Source organism: Nocardia sp. NPDC050713, assembly GCF_040654315.1.
GTDB lineage: Bacteria > Actinomycetota > Actinomycetes > Mycobacteriales > Mycobacteriaceae > Nocardia.
In genome coordinates this window covers 44,194-64,784 of sequence record NZ_JBFAHS010000006.1, presented here as the reverse complement: position 1 = coordinate 64,784, position 20,591 = coordinate 44,194, and the positions used below count along the sequence as shown (strand labels likewise).

The 20,591-nt window shown below is 69.7% G+C and carries 11 protein-coding genes and 1 tRNA gene; 6 read left to right on the top strand and 6 right to left on the bottom strand.

What is annotated here, in order from left to right; genetic code table 11:
- The first annotated feature begins 204 nt into the window (after positions 1–204).
- The 3 genes from AB0H49_RS13965 (at position 205) to AB0H49_RS13955 (ending at position 8,109) form a co-directional block, all read left to right on the top strand.
- Entirely contained in the window at positions 205–5,169 is a 4,965-nt protein-coding gene (locus tag AB0H49_RS13965) for an ATP-dependent helicase (RefSeq protein WP_357251116.1), read from the top strand.
- Positions 5,170–5,184: 15 nt separating this feature from the next.
- Positions 5,185–5,964 carry a DNA-formamidopyrimidine glycosylase family protein gene (locus AB0H49_RS13960; RefSeq protein WP_354999966.1) on the top strand — a complete coding sequence of 260 codons (780 nt, stop codon included), beginning with the start codon at positions 5,185–5,187 and terminating at the stop codon, positions 5,962–5,964.
- Between the two features lie 189 nt (positions 5,965–6,153).
- Positions 6,154–8,109: an FAD-dependent oxidoreductase gene (locus AB0H49_RS13955; protein ID WP_354999965.1), complete on the top strand. Its 1,956-nt coding sequence runs from the start codon at positions 6,154–6,156 to the stop codon at positions 8,107–8,109.
- Between the two features lie 4 nt (positions 8,110–8,113).
- Here AB0H49_RS13955 and AB0H49_RS13950 read toward each other — a convergent pair whose 3' ends face one another.
- The 3 genes from AB0H49_RS13950 to AB0H49_RS13940 are packed head-to-tail and all read right to left on the bottom strand — an operon-like array spanning position 8,114 to position 11,215.
- Positions 8,114–8,488 (bottom strand): DUF742 domain-containing protein, encoded by a 375-nt coding sequence (locus AB0H49_RS13950; RefSeq protein WP_354999964.1) that lies wholly within the window; start codon positions 8,486–8,488, stop codon positions 8,114–8,116.
- Positions 8,485–8,910, bottom strand: coding sequence for a roadblock/LC7 domain-containing protein (locus tag AB0H49_RS13945; RefSeq protein ID WP_141807197.1), 426 nt, complete (start codon positions 8,908–8,910; stop codon positions 8,485–8,487). The genes AB0H49_RS13950 and AB0H49_RS13945 overlap by 4 nt, the downstream gene beginning before the upstream one ends.
- A complete protein-coding gene (locus tag AB0H49_RS13940) occupies positions 8,888–11,215 on the bottom strand; it encodes a nitrate- and nitrite sensing domain-containing protein (protein ID WP_357251111.1) in 2,328 nt (775 codons plus the stop codon). The genes AB0H49_RS13945 and AB0H49_RS13940 overlap by 23 nt, the downstream gene beginning before the upstream one ends.
- A 924-nt stretch (positions 11,216–12,139) precedes the next feature.
- Here AB0H49_RS13940 and AB0H49_RS13935 point away from each other — a divergent pair.
- Positions 12,140–15,613: an indolepyruvate ferredoxin oxidoreductase family protein gene (locus AB0H49_RS13935; protein ID WP_357251108.1), complete on the top strand. Its 3,474-nt coding sequence runs from the start codon at positions 12,140–12,142 to the stop codon at positions 15,611–15,613.
- Between the two features lie 180 nt (positions 15,614–15,793).
- Here AB0H49_RS13935 and AB0H49_RS13930 read toward each other — a convergent pair whose 3' ends face one another.
- The 3 genes from AB0H49_RS13930 to AB0H49_RS13920 all read right to left on the bottom strand — a co-directional run bounded on the left by AB0H49_RS13930 (position 15,794) and on the right by AB0H49_RS13920 (position 18,570).
- Positions 15,794–16,783 (bottom strand): diiron oxygenase, encoded by a 990-nt coding sequence (locus tag AB0H49_RS13930; RefSeq protein WP_357251105.1) that lies wholly within the window; start codon positions 16,781–16,783, stop codon positions 15,794–15,796.
- 120 nt (positions 16,784–16,903) lie between these two features.
- Positions 16,904–16,977 (bottom strand) — tRNA-Met (locus AB0H49_RS13925).
- Between the two features lie 63 nt (positions 16,978–17,040).
- Positions 17,041–18,570, bottom strand: coding sequence for an aldehyde dehydrogenase family protein (locus AB0H49_RS13920; RefSeq protein ID WP_357251102.1), 1,530 nt, complete (start codon positions 18,568–18,570; stop codon positions 17,041–17,043).
- A gap of 121 nt (positions 18,571–18,691) precedes the next feature.
- Between AB0H49_RS13920 and AB0H49_RS13915 the strand changes: the two genes are divergently transcribed.
- Entirely contained in the window at positions 18,692–19,144 is a 453-nt protein-coding gene (locus AB0H49_RS13915; RefSeq protein ID WP_040686931.1) for an Lrp/AsnC family transcriptional regulator, read from the top strand.
- Between the two features lie 64 nt (positions 19,145–19,208).
- On the top strand, positions 19,209–20,558 hold the full coding sequence (gene lat / locus AB0H49_RS13910) for an L-lysine 6-transaminase (RefSeq protein ID WP_357251099.1): 1,350 nt from the start codon (positions 19,209–19,211) through the stop codon (positions 20,556–20,558).
- The last annotated feature ends 33 nt before the right edge of the window (positions 20,559–20,591 follow it).

The window sequence follows — 20,591 nt, the reverse complement described above, 5'->3', positions numbered from 1 at the left end:
GGATCGAAGCGTACGACCCGGCGACGGCGGACGGACCCTTATCCGGCCTGTCGGTCTGTTCGTCGTGTGCTCTCGGGTAACGCTAGGGGTGCGCGCCGGGGGCGCGGTCGGTTTCGTCCAGGTCTCGTCGGCGCCGTGTCGTCGAGCCGCCGGTTGCCGCCTCGCGGTCGGTCGCCTGTCGGTGCTCGGGTGCACACTGATCCCATGGCCACGTTCTCCACCGCCATGTTCACCCGCGCGACCCAGGAATGGTTCGACGGCGCGTTCCCCGCGCCGACCTCGGCCCAGCTCGGCGCGTGGCAAGCCATCGCGGCCGGAGAACACACCCTGGTCGTCGCGCCGACCGGCTCCGGCAAGACGCTCTCGGCGTTCCTGTGGGCGATCGATGAACTCGCCGCACGCGAGCGACCGGACGACGCGCCGAAGCGCCGGACGCGTCGTTCGAGCGAAGACGGCAAGGTCGAACACGTGGGGACCACCGTGCTCTACGTGTCCCCCCTGAAGGCGCTCGCGGTGGACGTCGAGCGAAACCTGCGCGCGCCGCTGGTCGGCGTCACACAGACCGCCAAACGGCTCGGCCTCGACCCGCCCGACATCACCGTCGGCGTGCGCTCGGGCGATACCAGCGCCGCCGATCGTCGCGCCATGCAACGCACCCCGCCCGACATCCTGATCACCACGCCGGAGTCGCTGTTCCTCATGCTGACCTCCGCCGCGCGCGAGACCCTGCGCACCGTGCGGACGGTGATCGTGGACGAAGTGCACGCCATCGCCGGTTCCAAACGCGGTTCGCACCTGGCGCTCTCGCTGGCCAGGCTGGATCTGCTGACCGAGCGGCCCGCCCAGCGCATCGGCCTCTCCGCCACCGTGCGGCCGCCGGAGGAGGTCGGCCGGTTCCTGGTGGGCAACGCGCCCATCACCATCGTCTCGCCGCCCGCGCCCAAGACCTTCGACCTGTCGGTGCGGGTGCCGGTGCCGGACATGACCGAGCCGGGCGAATCCGATCAGCCGGGTTCGATCTGGCCGCACGTCGACGAGGCCATCGTGGACTTGGTGCTCGACCACAACTCCTCGATCGTCTTCGCGAATTCGCGCAGGCTCGCCGAACGGCTCACGGCCCGGCTGAACGAGGCGTACTCGGCGCGGCTCGGCGATCCGATCGACACCGCGCACGCGCCGCCCGCGCTGCTCGGCGCGTCCACCGAGGTGATCCACGGCGCCGACCAACTGCTCGCCCGCGCGCACCACGGGTCGGTCAGCAAGGAGCAGCGCGCGCTGATCGAAGACGACCTCAAGAGCGGGCGCCTGCGTTGCGTGGTCGCGACGAGCAGTCTCGAACTCGGCATCGACATGGGCGCGGTCGATCTCGTCGTGCAGGTCGAAGCGCCGCCCTCGGTGGCGAGCGGACTGCAACGCATCGGCAGGGCGGGTCACCAGGTCGGCGAGATCTCCCGCGGTGTCCTGTTTCCCAAGCACCGCACCGACGTCATCCACTGCGCCGTCGCCGCCCAGCGGATGGTCACGGGACAGATCGAGGCCTTGCAGATCCCGGCCCACCCGCTCGACATCCTCGCCCAGCAGACCGTCGCGGCCTGCGCGCTCGAGCCCATCGACGTGGACGCCTGGTTCGAGACGGTGCGCGGGACCGGCAGCTACGCCGGACTGCCGCGCTCGGCCTACGAGTCGGTGCTCGACCTGCTCTCCGGTCGCTATCCCTCCGACGAATTCGCCGAACTGCGCCCACGGCTGGTGTGGGATCGCGACGCGGGCACGCTCACCGGCCGCCCCGGCGCGCAGCGACTGGCGGTGACCTCCGGCGGCGCGATCCCGGATCGCGGCATGTTCGCGGTGTACATGGTGGGCGAACGGAATTCGCGGGTCGGCGAACTCGACGAGGAGATGGTCTACGAATCCCGCGTCGGCGACGTGTTCGCCCTCGGCGCGACCAGTTGGCGGATCGAGGAGATCACCTTCGACCGGGTCCTGGTGACGCCCGCTTTCGGGCAGCCGGGGCGACTTCCGTTCTGGCACGGGGACGGGTTGGGCAGGCCCGCCGAATTGGGCGCGGCGCTGGGCGAATTCATTCGCAAAGCGGGCCGGGAGTCCGCCGAGGCGCTGGCCAGGTCGGTCGAGCCGTCGGCCGCGGGTGACGGCGCACCGTCCGGGTCGCGGAAGGCCGCCGCGCGGAATGCCGGTTCCGCGGAGACCGATGGTTTCGGTCGCATCGTCCGAGCCGCCGGACTCGACGACAACGCCACTTCGAATCTTGTGACCCTGCTGGAAGATCAGCGCAGCGCGACCGGCCAGCTGCCCACCGACCGGACCCTGATCGTCGAACGGTTCCGCGACGAACTCGGCGACTGGCGGCTGGTCTTGCACTCGCCGTACGGTCTGCCGGTTCACGCGCCGTGGGCGCTGGCGGTCGGCTCCCGGCTGCGCGAACGGTTCGGCGTGGACGCCGCGCCGAACGCCTCCGACGACGGGATCGTGGTGCGGTTGCCCGACACCACCGACGATCCGCCCGGCGCGGAGTTGTTCGTCTTCGACCAGGACGAGATCGACGACATCGTCACCGAACAGGTCGGCGGCTCGGCCCTTTTCGCATCCCGGTTCCGCGAATGCGCGGCGCGCGCCCTGCTGCTGCCGCGGCGCGACCCGGGCAAGCGCGCACCGCTGTGGCAGCAGCGGCAACGCTCGGCGCAGCTGCTGGACGTCGCGCGGAAGTTCCCGGACTTCCCGATCCTGCTGGAGACGGTGCGCGAATGCCTCCGCGACGTCTACGACCTGCCCAACCTGCGCGACCTGCTCGGCCGGGTCGCGCGCAGGCAGGTGCGGCTCGTCGAGGTGGAGACCGCGACGCCGTCGCCGTTCGCCAGCGCGCTGCTGTTCGACTACATCGGCCAGTTCATGTACGAGGGCGACAGCCCGCTCGCCGAGCGAAGGGCCGCCGCGCTCTCGCTGGATTCCGGATTGCTGGCGGAGCTGCTTGGCCGCGTCGAGCTGCGCGAGCTGCTAGATCCGGCTGTGCTCGAACAGACCGAGCGTGAACTGCAACGACTCACCCCCGAACGCCGTGCGCGTGATGCGGAGGGGTTGGCCGATCTCCTGCGGCTGCTCGGGCCGCTGACGCCGGAAGAGGCGGCGTTGCGTTGCGTCGGTGCGCCGGTGGCGCGCGGTGATGAGGATGCGCGGCCGAGCGACGACGAGATGGCGGCGAATTTCGGTGCCGTCGACGAACCCCCCGGCGACCCGCGGCCCTGGTTCGCGGAACTCGCCAAAGCTCGGCGCGCGCTGGAGGTCTCGTTCGCGGGTCGGACCTGGTGGGTAGCCGTCGAGGACGCCTCCCGCCTCCGCGACGCGCTCGGGGTCCCGCTGCCGATCGGCACGCCCGCCGCGTTCATCGAGCCGGTCGCCGACCCGCTCGGCGACTTGGTCGGCCGCTACGCCCGCACGCACGGACCGTTCACCACCGACGCCGTCGCCGCACGCTTCGGCATCGGCCCCGCGGTCGCCGCCACCGCGCTGCATCGTCTGGTGACCGAAAAGCGGGCGGTGGAAGGCGAATTCACGCCGGGTGCCAGCGGTTCCGAGTGGTGCGACACCCAGGTGCTGCGGCGGTTGCGGCGGCGGTCGCTCGCCGCGGCGCGGCACGAGGTCGAGCCGGTCTCGACCGCGGCCTTCGGGCGCTTCCTCCCGTCCTGGCAGCACGTCGAGACCGGCGAGCTGCGCGGCGTCGACGGCGTCGCGGCCGTGGTGGAACAGCTTGCCGGAGTGCCCATTCCGGCCTCGGCGTGGGAATCGCTGATCCTGCCCGCCCGCGTCCGCGACTATTCGCCCGCGATGCTGGACGAGCTGATGGCCACCGGCGAGGTGGTGTGGTCCGGACACGGCGCCATCACCGCCAAGGACGGATGGATCGCGCTGCACCTGGCGGACCAGGCCCCGTTCACGCTCGCGCCGCCGGACGAGATCGACCTGTCCGAGGTGCACCTGCGGCTGCTCGACGCGCTCGGTGCGACATTGGCGCCGCGGACGCCGCTCGCCTCGGACTCGCCGGGCCGCCGCGACAACGTCGTACTGCTAGACGACGACATGCCGACGAAGCCGGACGCCGCGATGCGGCTCGACGCCGACCGTGTGACGAAACCCGATGGCGCGGTGCCGCGCGACGTGGACCAGGCCCCGGCCGGTGATGGCCCGCCGCGCTCCGAGCCCATTCGTCTCCCCCCGGTCGTACACGGCGGCGGCGCGTACTTCTTCCGCCAACTCTCCGACTCCACCGGCCTTCTCGACGACACCGCGGTGGCCGCCGCGCTGTGGGAGCTGGTGTGGGCGGGTGTGGTCTCCGGCGACACGTTCGCGCCGGTGCGCGCCCTGCTCGCGGGTACCTCGCGAACCACGACGGCGCACCGGACTCCACGCCGCGCGCCACGCGGCCGCGCCTACCTGCCCCGACCGGCCATGCCGACCCGGTCCGGCCCGCCCGCCGTCGCGGGGCGCTGGTCGCTGCTGCCGGAACGCGTCGCCGACAACACGATTCGCGCGCACGCCACCGCCGACACCCTGCTCGAGCGTTATGGCGTACTGACCAGGGGATCGGTGCAGAACGAGGGTGTGACGGGCGGTTTCGCGCTGATGTACCGGGTGCTCACCGAATTCGAGGACCGCGGCCGCTGCCGTCGCGGTTACTTCGTCGACTCGCTCGGCGGCGCGCAGTTCTCCACCACCGACGTCGTAGATCGGTTGCGCTCCTTCGACACCGAACGCGGCCGGTCCGGCGATCCGGCGAAACAGGGCAAGGCGCTGGCGCTGGCCGCCTGCGACCCCGCGAACCCGTACGGCGCGGCCCTCGGCTGGCCCAAGGGCGACGGCGACAGTGGCCACCGCCCTGGTCGTAAGGCGGGCGCGCTGGTCGTGCTGGTGGACGGCGAGCTCGTGCTCTACTTGGAGCGCGGCGGCAAGACGCTGCTCACCTTCACCGAGGACCCGAACGCGCGCCAGTCCGCCGCCGCCGAACTCGCCGAGCTGGTCCGGCGCCGCCGCGTCGACTCGCTCGTGATCGACCGGGTGGACGGAGAATCGGTGCACGGCAACACCTTCGCGGGCTTCCTCACCGAGGCGGGCTTCTCCGCCACGCCGCGCGGGCTGCGGCTGCGGAGACAACCATGACGGGGGGAGCGGTGCGTGCCCGAGGGTGACAAGGTCTTCCTGACCGCGAACCGCCTGCGGCTCGCGCTCGTGGGAAAGACGCTGGTGCGCAGCGATTTCCGGGTGCCGAGGTATGCGACGGTGGATCTGGTCGGCGAGCTGGTCGAAGAGGTCGGCAGCTACGGCAAGCACCTGTTCATTCGCACCACCAACGCGAGCATCCACACCCATCTGAAGATGGAGGGGGTGTGGCGCACCTACTGCGCGGGCGAGCGCTGGACCCGGCCGCGGGTGACGGCGCGCGTGGTGCTCGGTACCGACGACACCGAGGCCGTCGGCTTCTCGCTCGGCACCGTCGAGGTGCTGCGCCGGGCCGACGAGCACACCGCGACCGATCACCTCGGCCCGGATCTGCTCGGCCCGAATTGGGATGCGGCCGAGGCGGTTCGGCGCTTGGAAAGACATCCAGCGCAACCGGTCGGCCTCGCCCTGCTGGATCAGCGCAATCTGGCTGGCATCGGCAACATCTACCGCAGCGAGGTCTGCTTTCTGCGGAAAGTGCACCCGGCAATGCCGGTCGGTGACGTGCCGGATCTGCTGGCCCTGGTCAACGAGGCGCATCGCGTCCTCACCCAGGCCGCGCACCGTCCGCCGTGGCGCGCGTTGGTCTACGGTCGCCAGCGTCAGCCCTGCCAGCGGTGCGGCACGCGGATCGAGGTGCGGCCGCTCGGCGAGACGACCCCGCCGTCGGATCGCATCACGCAGCGCGAACGCGGCATCTACTATTGCCCTCGCTGCCAACCCGAACCGCCCTGAACCCTGGTCGCCGACCGAGCCCGTCAAGTTGTTCGGCATTCGCTATCTGTGATCACGGAATTCCGTGACAACGGTTTGCAAATCGGTCTTTACGCCGGTAATTCTCCAGAGTAGGGTTCGAGCTCGTCAAACTATGTGAGCCGTAATTCCGGTTGCGCCGCCACACTTTTCGGTCTCGGGGAGAACACCATGGAACTCACGGCAGGGCAGCGGGCGGCGCTGGAGCTGATCTGCGACACCTTCGCGCCGGGCGACGGCCTCGCGCTGCCGTCCGCCTCCGAGCTCGGCGTCGCCGACGTGGTGCTCCGGCTGCTCGACCGCAATCCGCGCGAGGCCGAACGCAAACAGCTGGCGACGCTGCTCGGCCTGTGGGATTCCCCGGTTTTCGGTCTGCTCGCTGGCATGGGTCCGCGACGTTTCTCCGCGCGCTCGCAGGCCGATCGCGAACGGCTGCTGCTCGAACTCGGCGAATCGCGGCTGGGGGCCAAGCGCGCGATCTTCCAGGCGCTCAAACAGGCCGCGCTGCTCGCGTACTACACGACGCCGGGACCCGACGGCAGCAACCCGCTGTGGAAGGAGATGGGCTATCCCGCTCCGCCCGGCCCGTTGCCCGGCGCGCCGAAGCCCGCCTTGCGGCCGGTGCGGCCCGGCGCGGACGAGACGCTCGACTGCGACGTCGTCGTGGTCGGTTCCGGCGCGGGCGGCGGCGCCGCGGCCGCCGTGCTCGCCGAGGCCGGTCTGGACGTGATCGTCCTGGAGCGCGGCGAATACTACGACGACGCCGATTTCGGCGCGGGCGAGCTCGACGCGCTGCTGCGGCTGTACGCGCCGGGGCCGTCGGCCACCGCGGAGGGCCAGCTCACGCTGGTCGCGGGCACCTGCCTGGGCGGCGGCACGGTCGTCAACTGGAGCACCTCGCTGCGCACCCCTGACGAGGTGCGCGCGGAATGGGCGAACCTGGGCGCCACCCAGTTCGCCGAGGACGAGTACGGCGCGGCGCTGGACGCCGTCGAGCGGCGGCTCGGCGTCACCTACGACCGCTCGCCGGGCTCCGCGCGCGACGGCGTGCTGGAACGTGGGCTCGCGGCGCTGGGCTGGGATGTCGCCCCGCTGCCGCGCAATGTCACCGACGCGTGCGACGCGGGCGTCGAGTGCGGACGCTGCGGCTACGGCTGTCGGCTCGGCGCGAAGCAGACGGTCACCAAGACCTGGCTCGCCGACGCGGCCGAGCGCGGCGCCCGGCTCGTGGTCGGCGCCGACGTCCGGCGCGTCGAGGTGAAGGGCGGTCGGGCCGAAGGCGTCCAGGCCGTGACCGCCGAGGGCGCGGAATTCACGGTCCGTGCCCGCGCCGTGGTGGTCGCCGCGGGCGCCATCCAGACGCCCGCGCTGTTGCGCCGATCGGGGTTGCGGAACAAGAACATCGGCGATTACCTGCGCCTGCACCCGGCCTCGGCGGTGTTCGGCGTCTTCGACGAGGAGATCAGGCCGTGGGAGGGCGGGCTGCAGACCAGGATCTCGCGCAAGCACAGCGATCTGGACCAGCACGGCTACGGCGTGATCTACGAGACCGGCCCGCTGCACCCCGGTCTGCTGGTCGGCTTCATGAACTGGCGCGGCGCGGCCGAGCACCGCGCGGCCATGCTGGATCTGGCCCGCACCGCGGCCGTCGGCGTGATCACCCGCGACCGCGACCATGGGCGCGTCACGGTGGACCGTTCCGGCGAACCGGTCGTGCGCTACAAGCTCTCCGAGCGCGACCGCGCCCACCTGCACACCGGAATCGCGGGCGCCGCCAGCATTCTCGAAGCCGCGGGCGCGAAGCGCGTCTTCTCCGGGCATCAGGCCGGAGCTACCTACGAACCCGGCGTCAGCGGCTCGCACGCGGAATTCGTCGCGGCCTGCCTCGCCGCCGGATACGGACCCGGCCGCTGCGGGATGGGAGCGCTGCACATCATGGGCTCGGCGCGGATGGGCGGCTCGCGGGCGATGTCGGCGGCGGATCCGGACGGCGCGACCTGGGAGGTGCCCAATATCGTCGTCGCGGATGCCTCTTGCTTCCCGACGGCGTCCGGGGTGAACCCCATGGTGTCGATCGAGGCGATCGCCTATATGAACGCCAAACGTCTTGCCGCCCGGTTGAGTTGAGCCGCTACAGCGCCTTGATTCCTTTGAGCACCGCGCGCAACACATCCATGTCCCGCGGCCCCGCCTCCGGCGTCGGTTCGGGATCGCGGAAGTTCAGCAAACCGTCATCGATGAGGTCACCGACCAGGATCTTGGTCGAGGTCAGCGGCAGGTTCAGCTGCGCGGCCAGCTCGGCGATGGACTGCGGTTCGCGGGCCAGCCGCACGATCTCGGCGTACTCGGGTTCGTTGCGGCGTAGCGTCCGCGATCCGGCGCGCACCACGAGCGTGAGCATGTTCAGCTCGGGTCGGCCGCCGCCGGAGCGCCCTCCCGTGACCGCGTAGAGGCGGACGAGGGGGCCCGCCTCCTCGTCGAACCAGGACTCCCGCCGGTCGCTCATGGCCGTCGCGAACCGACCCCGTCGAGCTGTTGCGGGCGCGGGTCGACGGATAGGTGCGCGCCGACGCGCTGCACGGTCTGGTTCATCTCGTAGGCGACCATGCCCATGTTGGCGTTCTCCGCGGTGAGCACCGCGAGGCACGCGTTGTCGCCCGCCGCCGTGATGAACAGCACCGCGCGATCGAGTTCCACCACCGTCTGGCAGACCCCGCCCGCGTCGAAATGGCTGCCCGCGCTGCGCGCCACGCCGTGCAGGGTGGAGGCCATCGCGCAGAAGCGTTCCGCGTCCGAGCGATTCATCGCCGTGCTGTGGCCGAGGAGCAGTCCGTCGGTCGACAGCACGACGGCATAGCGGACGTCGAGCAGCCGTTCGACGAGATCATCGAGCAACCAGTCGAGACTACGTGGCTTGGAGGTCGTCACCGGCACCTTCCTGCGGGTTGGAGGTCGTTGCTGTCGGGTTGTCGACGCGGTTCAGGCGACCCTGCCGGGTTCCGTTCTCGATGGCCGACATGAGTGTGCGCGCCTCCTCGGCGGTGCGCGGCCGGGTGGCGGCGGCGCCGTTCGTGCTGGCGGACGGCCCGGCGGACGTCTCGCGACGACGCTTGGGCAGGGCCGGTCGATCGCCGGAACCGGTGTCGACGGCGGCAACTGGCGCGGGGCTCTGCGCGGCGAGAGCGGGGACCGGTGCGAACCCGTTGAACGTCCCGTTGCTCGCCAGCGCGTGCGGTTCGCGGGCGGCTTGCTCGCGCGGGGGCTCCTGCCCCGTGGCGATCAGCGTGGTCGGCACCAGCACGATGGCTTTCACGCCGCCGTAGTCGGATTCGGTCAGCCGCACCGAGATGCCGTGCCGCGCGGCCAGTTTCCCGACCACGAACAGGCCGAGGCGGGCATCGCTGGAGAGCGTGGCGACGCTGAAGTCCGGCGGCGAGGCCAGCACGGCATTGCGTTCGGCCAGTTCGGCTTCCGGCATGCCGAGCCCCTGATCGGTGATCTCGATGGCGACGCCCTTGCCGACCAGCGTGCCCGTCACCTCGACCCGCGATTCCGGCGGGGAGAAGGCGGTCGCGTTGTCGGTCAGCTCGGCGATGAGGTGGATGAGGTCGGCCACCGAGGTGCCCGACACGCGTACCTCGGGCAGCTTGCCGATCTGAATCCTGGTGTAGTCCAGGCTTTCCGCGACCGCGCTGCGCACCACTTCGATCAGCGGCACCGGGTTGCGCCAGCGACGACCCGGCTGTTCGCCGCCGAGGATGACGAGGTTCTCGGCGTTGCGCCGTGCCCTGGTGGCCAGGTGGTCGAGCTGGAAGAGCAGGTCGAGGCGGGCGGGGTTCTCCTCCTCGCGTTCGGCCTTGTCCAGCAGCGCCAGCTGACGGTGCACCATCACCTGGCTGCGGTGCGCGATATTGAGGAAGACCGCGGCGACGCCCGCCCGCGTCTTCGATTCGGCGACCGCGGCCGACACCGCCGCCACGTGGGCGCGGTTGAACGCGTCGGCCACCTGACCGATCTCGTCGCCGCCGTAGTCCAGGCGCGCGACCTCCTGCGGGTCGACCTGGTCGCCCTCGCCGAGCCTGCGGATGGTCTCCGGCAGGCGCTCGTCGGCGAGTTCCAGGGTGTCGCGGCGCAACCGGTGCATGCGGCCGATGAAGCGGTTGGCGAGCAGCAGCGCGGCGAGGAAGGCCAGCAGCGTCACCGCGAGCACGGCGAGGCCGCCGTAGAGGGAGTTGCGGGCGATCTCCTCGCCGGTGCTCTCCGCGGTGCGGTGAGCGTCGCGGCTCTGGTCCTCCCACAGCTTCAGCAGCTGCGAGCGCACGGCGGTGGCGGACTGCTGCCATTCGCCGATGCCGAGCGGCAGCGGCGACGGGGTGTCGGCCGCGCGGGTGGTGCGGGAGGTGGACTGCCTGCCGGAAGTGTCGGCGGTGGAACCGTCGGACTCGCCGCTGCGAGTGCCGCGCTGGATGATCGCGTCTTCCATCGCGGTCAGCTGCCGCCAGGTGGGGCTGGCTGTGATCTCCTGAAGCTGTGCTTGGCGCTTTCCGCTCAGCACCGTTGTCGCGTAGGTGACCTCGCCGCGGCCGTCGCCGACGTAGCGGCTGAAGTCGGTCAGCTGTTCGGGGGTGATCTGCTCCGAGATGAGCGCCGCCGAGCCGATCGCGCTCGCCCGCGATACCGCTTCGGCCGCGCGCAGCGCGTGCACACCCTTGTACAGCTCGACGGCGATCTCGGCGTCCGGCGCCACCTCGGCGGCCAGCAGCGAGGCGAGCACGATGGTGTCGATGATCTGGTTGAAGGCGAGGAATACCTGCGCCGAAGGCACGGCGTGCGCGTCGACGCCGCCGCGCAGAGTGGGCAGCTGCTGGTAGAGCACGTCGTAGCTGTCGATATCGCCCGCGAGGTCTGGACGCAGTTCAGAAGCGGTCTCGCCCAGGGCGCCCAGCGCGGCCAGCGCCTCGTCGGAATTCTTGCGGGCGGCGGACAGCGTGTTGGTCGCGTCGTCGTCGCCCGCCAAGTGCAGCAGCGAGGCGCGACGTTCCTCCTGGAACGCCTCGATCATCAGGATCGCCGGGGTGGTGACGGAACTGGCCAGCTCGGCCCAAGACGCCGCATTGCGACCGGCTTTCACCAGATACCAGGTGGCGCCGATGCCGAGCCCGAGCAGCGCGACGCTGGGGATGAGGACGATCGCCAGCAACCTGGTTCGGACGCCGAGGGGGCGGGACCACATGCCGGTCGGTAATAGCCGTTGAATTCTGCTGCTTATCACCGATGATCTTGCCTACCTCTGGGCATCGCTGCCGCCGTGCGGAACCGGCCGGTGCCAGGTTCGAGAACCGGCATGGGCCGAATGTCCCGAGTAACCCTAGTCACTGAAAGAACGGCGACGCAATAACTTTCGTCGAGCAGAGAGAAGGGTAATGGGGAGTGGCGGTATTCGGGTAACCAAGCGATATATTCGGAAGTGCTACCAATGTGAATGCCGTGGTCACAATGCATTTCGCTCAGATATCGCGGGACGCGCGGGAGTTCGCCGAGTCGCGTTCTCTGGGCGGACGGGAGAGGCCCGAGCTGCCGAATGCCGAGGTGTGGAACGGGCAAACCGAAATGGCCCCGGAGTCAGTGGCTCCGGGTCGATTTTCCCAGTAGCGGGACAGGCTTCGAACCTGCGACCTCTGGGTATGGGCTCAGCGGGCTGCCGCGCTTCTTCAGCCCGCGCCGGTGTTCTCGACGGCCGCCGAACTGCTTCCTGATCGAGGAAAGCCGGGCGCGGTGCTTGTTGTCCGGGTGGGGCGTCACCGAGTAGGCGCGGTAGTTCGCGTGCTTGTTGTCGGTTCGGGTGAAGCGACGCGGAGTGAGCGCGGCAGTCTCGGGTTCGTTCGCCAACCTGAACGAACCGGCGTCGACTGGACGCGATGCCATGCGCTCGAGGCCGCCCGACGCGCACTGGCCCGCGGGATGGTGAATGTGGTGGTGGTCACATCGATCTGGCATCGTGCTCAGGCGGTGCCCAGTACGGCGTGAGTAAGCTGAGCAGAATGCTCAATTGAAACTCCATCTATTGTTCAATCCGCGCTTTCGGGACAGGATGTCGGCACCAAGTGCTCAACGATGCGAAGCGCTCCGACCGGGCGCCGAGCGGATGGGTGGACCGATGACCGAGCTCGCCGACCGCGATCTGATCACCGCGCCATACGACCTCGCCGACCGCTACCGGGTCGGCTCCGGCACCGTCGTGCTGACGGGGGTGCAGGCGATCGCGCGGCAACTGGTGGAACAACACGTGCGCGATCTGCGGGCGGGCCTGCGGGTCGGCACCTTCGTCTCCGGCTATCAGGGCAGCCCGCTCGGCGGCGTGGACAAGATGCTCAACGGAATGCCCACCGTCCTCGCCGAGCACGACATCTCCTTCGTCCCCGGCCTGAACGAGGAACTCGCCGCGACCTCCGTGTGGGGCAGCCAAGCGCAACTGCCCGCGGGCAACGCGACACACGACGGCGTCGTCGGGGTCTGGTACGGAAAGGGACCCGGCCTCGACCGCGCCACCGACGCGCTGCGGCACGCGAATATGTACGGCGCCAACGCGCGCGGCGGGGTGCTGCTACTGGTCGGCGACGATCCGGCGTCGAAATCCTCGACCGTGCCCGCGGTGAGCGAACGGTCGCTGGCGGCGATGAACATCCCCGTGCTCTTTCCGCGCAACGCGCGCGAGATCATCACCATGGGGTTGCACGGCGTCGCGCTGTCGCGGGCATCCGGGTGCCTGGTGGCGCTGAAGATCGTCGCCGACGTGGCCGACGGCGCATGGACGGTGGACGGCTCGGTCGGCGACATCGCCATCACCGTCCCGGAGATCGAATGGGAGGGCAGGCCTTTCACCTACCTCCAGCGGCCGATGGCCGCGCCGACCGACAGCGTCGTCGCCGAGGCCGACCTGTACGGCCCGCGCTGGGAACTGGTGAAGGCCTACAGCACCGTCAACGAGCTGGACGTCATCGAGGTGAACCCGGCGCGCGCCAGGATCGGCATCGCCGCCACCGGAACCACTTTCGACGCGATGCGCCAAGCGCTGGTCGATCTCGGCGTGGACGACGCCGACCTGTCCCGAGCCGGAGTCCGGCTGCTGCGCATCGGCATGCCGTACCCCATTGCGCCCGAACGTGTCCGTCAGTTCGCGGACGGGCTGGAGCGGATCGTCGTCGTCGAAGACAAGACCGCGTTCATCGAGACGCAGATTCGCGACATCCTCTACGGCCGTGCCGATGCGCCCGAGATCCTCGGCAAGACCGATGCCGATGGGCGAGTGTTGTTCAGCCCCAATGGCGAACTCACCTCCGGTCGCATCGCGGGCCCGCTGCGCCGAGCCCTCGCCGGCTACCTGGAGATGAAAAGGGCCCTGCCGCAGCCGCTGTCGCTTTCGGTGCTGTCCGCCAAACGCGCACCGTACTTTTGCAGCGGCTGCCCGCACAACCGCTCGACGGCGGTGCCGGAAGGCTCGCTGGCCGGTGGCGGGATCGGCTGCCACACCATGGTGACTCTGTCCGGTCGCGCCGACAGCGCCGTCACCGGCTTGACCCAGATGGGCGGCGAAGGGGCGCAGTGGATCGGTCAGGCGCCCTTCACCGACGTGGGTCATCTGTTCCAGAACATCGGTGACGGAACGTATTTCCACTCCGGGCAGCTGGCGGTGCAGGCCTGCGTCGCGGCGGGGGTGAACATCACCTTCAAGCTGCTGCACAACGACGTGGTCGCGATGACAGGGGCGCAGGACGCGGAGGGCTCCATCGGCGTTCCGAGGCTCACCCACAAGCTCAGCGTCGAGGGCGTGCGGAAGATCATCGTGTGCGCCGACGAACCCAAGCGCTACCGCAAGCGCGATCTCGCTCCGGGCACGCTGCTGTGGCACCGTGATCGGCTCGACGAGGCCCAGCGCATGCTGCGCGAGATTCCCGGCGTCACCGTGCTCGTCTACGACCAGCACTGCGCGGCCGACGCGCGCCGCAAGCGCAAGCGCGGCGCGCTGCCGGTCCGGCGGACCAGGGTGGTCATCAACGAGGCGGTGTGCGAGGGCTGCGGCGATTGCGGCGTGAAGAGCAACTGTCTTTCGGTGCAGCCGGTCGACACCGAGTTCGGCCGCAAGACGCGCATTGATCAGACCTCCTGCAACACCGACTACAGCTGCATGGACGGCGACTGCCCCTCCTTCGTCACGGTGGAGCTGCCCGACCCGGCGGAACGCAAGCGGCGCAAGGAGGTTCGCCGTCCGCAGCCGCCGCGCCTGCCGGAACTCGCGCTCGAGGCGCCGACCGGCACGCAGAACGTCTTCCTCGCGGGGATCGGCGGCACCGGCATCGTGACCGTGAACCAGGTGCTGGCTACGGCGGCGCTGCGGGCGGGCTACGACGTGGCGAGCCTCGACCAGATCGGCCTGAGCCAGAAGGCCGGACCGGTCGTGTCGCACCTGCGGTTCGCGGCGGACGCGCTGGAGCCCGCCAACCGGCTCGCCCCCGGTTCCGCGGACTGCGTCATCGCGTTCGATCTGCTCGCCGCGACCGACGACAAGAACCTGGCCTACGGTTCGCCGACCGCGACCATCGCGGTGGCCTCGACGAGCAAGACTCCCACCGGCGACATGGTCTACGACAAGTCCGTCACCTATCCGGACGAGTCGTCGCTGCTCGCCCGGCTGGCGCGGGCGGCGAAGGTGGTCGGCTCGTTCGACGCGCTCGCGGCCGCCGAGGTGCTCTTCGGCAATACCGCGGCCGCCAACTTCCTGCTGGTCGGGGCGGCGTATCAGAGTGGGGGACTGCGGCTGCCCGCGTCGGCGATCGAGGAAGCCATCGAGATCAACGGCGTCGCCGTCGCCGCCAATCTCTCGGCCTTCCGCTGGGGCAGGATCGCGATCGCGCGGCCCGACGAGTTCGCCGCCGCGACCGCGCGCAGCAAGCCCGAGCCCGCGCGGGTCGTGGTGCCCGCGGATCTGTTCGACGGGTTCACCGCGACCGGGGAGACGCGGCGGCTGGTCGAGCTGCGCGCGGCCGAGCTGATCGGTTTCCAGAGCGTCGCGGTGGCGCGCGACTACGTGCGCACCGTGCGGCACATCTGGGACACCGAACGGCGGGTCACCGACCGCACCGAATTCAGCGAGCAGGTGGCGCGCGGGCTGTACAAGTTGACCGCCTACAAGGACGAATACGAGGTGGCGCGGCGACTGACCGATCCCGCGTTCCTCGCCGAGGTCGCCGCCCAGGTGCCCGACGGCGCGAACCTCACCTACCGTTTGCACCCGCCCGTCCTACGGGCGCTCGGCCGGGAGAAGAAGATCGGCATGGGCCCGCGCAGCCACCTGGCCCTGCGCTTGCTCGCCAAGGGAAAGCGCCTGCGCGGCACCGCCTTCGACCCCTTCGGCTACGCCCACGTCCGCCGCGTCGAACGCGAACTTCGCGACCACTACGTGCGCATGGTGACCGCGCTCGCCAACGATCTGGACGCCGACGGCTACGACCGAGCCGTCCAGGCCGCCGCCCTCCCCGACGTCGTCCGCGGTTACGAGAACATCAAACTCGCGAACGTCGCGGAGTACGCCGAGCGGTTGCGCGAACTCGGTATCGAGCCGCCGCGGATCTGACGCCCGCCGTAATACCGCACCGGGCAGGCACTTCCGAGACTTGTGCCGACCTCGCTGCTCACCTCGTAATCGCCGACGACCAGCTTGGCCGTGCGGACGTGGACCCCGGTGGAATCCGGGGTCCACGTCGAGGCGACCGTGTCACCGTTGACCGCCGGATCGCCACCGCGGATCCCGGGTTCAGCGTTCAGGCTCGCTGCGGTAGCGGGACGCGCGGCCGTCGATTCCGCAGAGTTTCCACGCGAGCTTCGCCACCGGGTTCATCAGACCGGAGTCCGTGGCGAGGGCGCGGACGTCGGCGAAGATGCCGCGCAGGGTCGCCTGGGATTCTTCGCTGCGCCAGTACAAGTCGTCGATCACCGATTTCGGGATGTCGAATTCGCGGCGGAACTCGACCGGCGGCGTCATGATCATCTCGCACATCACGCGCATCACGATCGGCGTCAGCACCGACAGCGCTGTCTTGCGCACCGGGTCCAGCCGCGGGGCGTTCTTGCGCAGGTACTCGTGGGCGAACGAGATGTGGCGCGCCTCCTCGGCGACGTGGATCTGCATCACCCTGGCGACCATCGGATGCATGTCCGCGCTGGAGCGCAGGATCGCCTTCTGCATGTGGTCGATCGGCTCTTCCCCGCCGAGGACCATGGTGAAGAACAGCGCGGGGAAGTACACCACGGTCGGCCAGATCGCGAGGGTGAGTTTGCGATCGATCGACCCCATGCCCACGACATCCATGCCGATCCGGTCGATCATCTCCTGAAACATCAGGGTGTGATTGCACTCTTCGGCCGCCTCGTGGGTGATGAATCGGAACTCCGGATCGCCGTTGTCGAGCCGGGCCGCGTACTGCATGATCCCGCGAATCAGCAACTGCTCGAAGTGCAGTCCGACCTTCGCGATCCCCGCTTGCCGCCACATCCCGATGGCGATCCGCCGCTCCTCCGGCTGCGCCTGGTACCAGGGGTGCCGCCCGAGCGGGTCCGCCTCGGGCAGGATCCACCGCCGATCGGTCGGATCGACAGCGAAGTCCGCCGAACCCCAATCGATGTCGACGTACGGGTCGAAGTGCCGTTCCACCGACCCTTCGGACAACGTCGTCAACTTCGCCGCGTACTCGGCGTCTTCGATGTCGCGGTCCATCGTGCTGGCGGCGGAGTGGGCGAGCCCCATTGCCTGCCCCTTTCATCGGATACGGAGAACTACTGTTACCGGCGGTAACATCTAGGAGCTGATCGACGCCAGACGCAAAAAAGCGGCCCGGAACGTGTTGTTCCGGGCCGCTTTCGTTTGTAGCGGGGACAGGATTTGAACCTGCGACCTCTGGGTTATGAGCCCAGCGAGCTACCGAGCTGCTCCACCCCGCGTCGGTAGTCTCAACCTTACACACGGGCAGGGTGTGGCACCTAATCGCCTGGTCGGGGGCGGTTTCAGCCGAACTGGATGCCCTGGGCGAGTGGTAGTTCGGTGGAGTAGTTGACGGTGTTGGTGGCGCGGCGCATGTAGGCCTTCCACGAGTCGGATCCGGATTCGCGGCCGCCGCCGGTGTTCTTCTCGCCGCCGAACGCGCCGCCGATCTCGGCGCCCGAGGTGCCGATGTTGACGTTGGCGATGCCGCAGTCGGAGCCGTCGGCGGCCAGGAAGCGTTCGGCCTCGCGTTGGTCGCCGGTGAAGACCGCGGACGAAAGTCCTTGCGGCACCGCGTTGTGCAGCGCGATGGCGTGGTCGAAGTCGTGGTAGGTGAGCACGTAGAGGATCGGCGCGAAGGTCTCCTCGCGCACCACGGCGGTCTGGGCGGGCATCCGCACGATGGCCGGGCGCACGTAGTGGGCGTGCTCGCTGAACCCGGGTACCGGCTCACCGCCGCAGACCAGCTCGCCGCCGTCGGCGCGGGCGCGGTCGATCGCCGCCCGCATGCTCGTGTGCGCGGATTCGTTGATCAGCGGGCCGACCAGCACCCCGTCGTCGAGCGGATTGCCAACGCGCAGTTGCCGGTACGCCTTCTCGACGCGATCGAGCAGCGGCCCGACCACGTCGACGTGGACGATCAGCCGTCGCAACGTGGTGCAGCGCTGCCCCGCGGTGCCCGCGGCGGCGAACACGATGGCGCGCGCCGCCAGCTCCAGATCGGCCGACGGCGTGACGACGGCGCCGTTGTTCCCGCCGAGTTCCAGCAGGCAGCGGCCGAAACGCGCGGCCACCCGCGGCGCGACGATGCGACCCATCCGCACCGAACCGGTGGCGCTGAGCAGCGCGACCCGCTCGTCGTCCACCAGCCGGGCGCCGACCTCGGAACCGCCCTGAATCAGTTGGTGCACTTGCGGATCCGCGCCGACGTCGGCCGCCGCGCGGCGCAGCAGTGTGTGGCAGGCGAGCGCGGTGAGCGGGGTGGTCTCGGACGGCTTCCACACCACCGTGTCGCCGCACACCAGCGCGATCGCGGTGTTCCATGCCCAGACCGCCACCGGAAAGTTGAAGGCCGAGATCACCCCGACGACGCCGAGCGGATGCCAGGTCTCCATCAGCCGGTGCCCGGGCCGCTCGGAGGGCATCGTGCGCCCGTACAGCTGGCGCGAGAGCCCGATGGCGAACTCGCAGATGTCGATCATCTCCTGCACCTCGCCGACCGCCTCGGGGCCGATCTTGCCCGCCTCCAAGGTGACCAGCTGGGCGAGTTCGGTCTTGTGCGCGGTGAGCAGTTCGGCGAGCCTGCGCACCACCGCCGCCCTGGCGGGCGCGGGCACCGTGCGCCAGGCGCCGAAGGCCGAGGCGGCGCGTCCGATGGCCGCGTCGACGGACGCGGACGAGTCGGCGGGCAGAGTGGCGAGCACACCGCCGGTGATGGGGGTGCGGGCGGTCAGCTCGCCGTCCTCGGGCGGCTCGGCGCCGAGGCCGCGCAAGAGGGTTGCCGCGCGGTCGGCGAGATCGCGGGTCAGCTGGTCGCTCAGGGTGTTCGTCATCGATTGCTCCGCTTCGGCTTTGGTTTCCGCTGTGGGCATGCACCCGGTGCTACCAGGTTGCCGGAAGTGAACGAGTGGAGGTTTTCGACACGAGCAGCGCTCACTGGGTTAGCCTCCACTGATGGCGGATACACCGGCAAGACCCGTACTCGATGACATCGATCGCCTGCTGATTCGTGAACTGATGGCCGATGGTCGCGCCACCCTGTCGAACCTGGCCGAGAAGGCGAGCCTATCGGTCTCCGCGGTGCAGTCTCGGGTGCGCAGGCTGGAAGCGCGCGGCGTGATCCGCGGCTACACAGCGCATGTCGATCCGGAGGCACTTGGACAGCTGCTCTCGGCATTCGTCGCGATCACTCCTCTCGACCCGTCGCAGCCGGATGACGCCCCCGCTGTGCTGCAACATATCCCGGGTATCGAGGCATGCCACTCGGTGGCGGGTGACGAGAGCTACGTGTTGCTGGTACGGGTCGCATCGCCGAGGCATCTGGAGCAGCTGCTCCAGGAGATCCGGGCGACCGCCAACGTCCGGACGCGCAGCACCATCATCCTGCAGACATTCTACGACAGGTAGCCGTAGAGCGTAATTAATCCGCAATCTTGTAGAGATTCCGTAAATCTTTTCGTACTCTACTGGTGTGACCCTCGAACTGGAGCGCACCCGATCGGATGGTGACACGGCACCGGTCACCCCCGCGACCCGGGTACACGAGATCCTGTCGGCGCATATCCTCGCCGACGGATTCGATATGGTGCTGGACCTGACGAACTCCCGCGGCTGCCGCCTCGTCGACGAACGCGACGGCAGCACCTACCTCGACATGTTCGGTTTCTTCGCGTCCAACGCGCTGGGCATGAACCATCCCGCGCTGGCCGACGACCCGGACTTCCGCGCGGAGCTGGCGACGGCCGCGCTGAACAAACCCTCCAACTCCGACATGTACACCGTGGAGATGGCGCGGTTCGTCGCGACGTTCGCGCGGGTGCTCGGCGATCCGCGGCTACCGCACCTGTTCTTCATCGATGGCGGCGGCCTCGCCGTGGAGAACGCGCTCAAGGTCGCGTTCGACTGGAAGAGCCGACACAACGAATCCGGTGGCAGGTCACCGGATCTCGGCACCAAGGTGTTGCATCTGACCGGCGCGTTCCACGGCCGCACCGGCTACACCATGTCGCTGACCAACACCGACCCGGTCAAGACCGCCCGCTTCCCGAAGTTCGATTGGCCGCGCATCGAGACGCCTTACCTGGCCCCGGGGCGTGACATCGAGGCCGCCGAGGCGCAGGCGCTGGACCAGGCGCGCCGCGCGTTCTCCGAAAACCCGCACGACATAGCGTGTTTCATCGCCGAGCCGATCCTCGGCGAGGGCGGCGACCGGCACTTGCGCCCGGAGTTCCTGCTCGCCGTGCAGCGGCTCTGCCACGAGAACGACGCGCTTTTCGTCCTCGACGAGGTGCAGACCGGCGTCGGCATGACCGGAACCACTTGGGCCTACCAGCAATTCGGCCTGGCGCCCGACGTGGTCGCCTTCGGTAAACGGACCCAGGTGTGCGGCGTGATGGCGGGTGGCCGGGTCGACGAGATCCCCGACCACGTCTTCGCGGTGAGTTCGCGGCTCAACTCGACGTGGGGCGGCAACCTCACCGACATGGTGCGGGCCCGTCGCATCCTCGAGGTGATCGAACGCGACGGACTCATCGAGGCCTCCCGGCCACTCGGCGAGCACCTGTTGCGCAGGCTGGAGGGGCTCGCGGCGGATCATCCGCGCGTCACCGAGCCGCGCGGACGCGGTCTGATGTGCGCCATCACCCTGGCGACGGCGGACCTGCGCGACGCGGTGCTGACGGCGCTGCGCGAGCGGGAGAACGTGCTGATCCTCGGCACCGGCGAGCGCGGCATCCGGTTCCGGCCGCCGCTGACGGTCACCGCGGCGCAGCTGGACGCCGCCGTCGACGCGTTGGAAAGGGTGCTCGGTTCGGTCGAGTGAGGCGGCGGGAGACCGGGTCGGCGTGGATAGCCG

What these genes read in the sequence shown, in the direction of transcription:
- AB0H49_RS13965 (WP_357251116.1), top strand. Translation starts at nt 205, where the DNA reads ATGGCCACGTTCTCCACCGCCATGTTCACCCGCGCGACCCAGGAATGG.
- AB0H49_RS13955 (WP_354999965.1), top strand. Translation starts at nt 6,154, where the DNA reads ATGGAACTCACGGCAGGGCAGCGGGCGGCGCTGGAGCTGATCTGCGAC.
- AB0H49_RS13950 (WP_354999964.1), bottom strand. Translation starts at nt 8,488, where the DNA reads ATGAGCGACCGGCGGGAGTCCTGGTTCGACGAGGAGGCGGGCCCCCTC.
- AB0H49_RS13940 (WP_357251111.1), bottom strand. Translation starts at nt 11,215, where the DNA reads ATGTGGTCCCGCCCCCTCGGCGTCCGAACCAGGTTGCTGGCGATCGTC.
- AB0H49_RS13935 (WP_357251108.1), top strand. Translation starts at nt 12,140, where the DNA reads ATGACCGAGCTCGCCGACCGCGATCTGATCACCGCGCCATACGACCTC.
- AB0H49_RS13930 (WP_357251105.1), bottom strand. Translation starts at nt 16,783, where the DNA reads ATGGGGCTCGCCCACTCCGCCGCCAGCACGATGGACCGCGACATCGAA.
- AB0H49_RS13920 (WP_357251102.1), bottom strand. Translation starts at nt 18,570, where the DNA reads ATGACGAACACCCTGAGCGACCAGCTGACCCGCGATCTCGCCGACCGC.
- AB0H49_RS13915 (WP_040686931.1), top strand. Translation starts at nt 18,692, where the DNA reads ATGGCGGATACACCGGCAAGACCCGTACTCGATGACATCGATCGCCTG.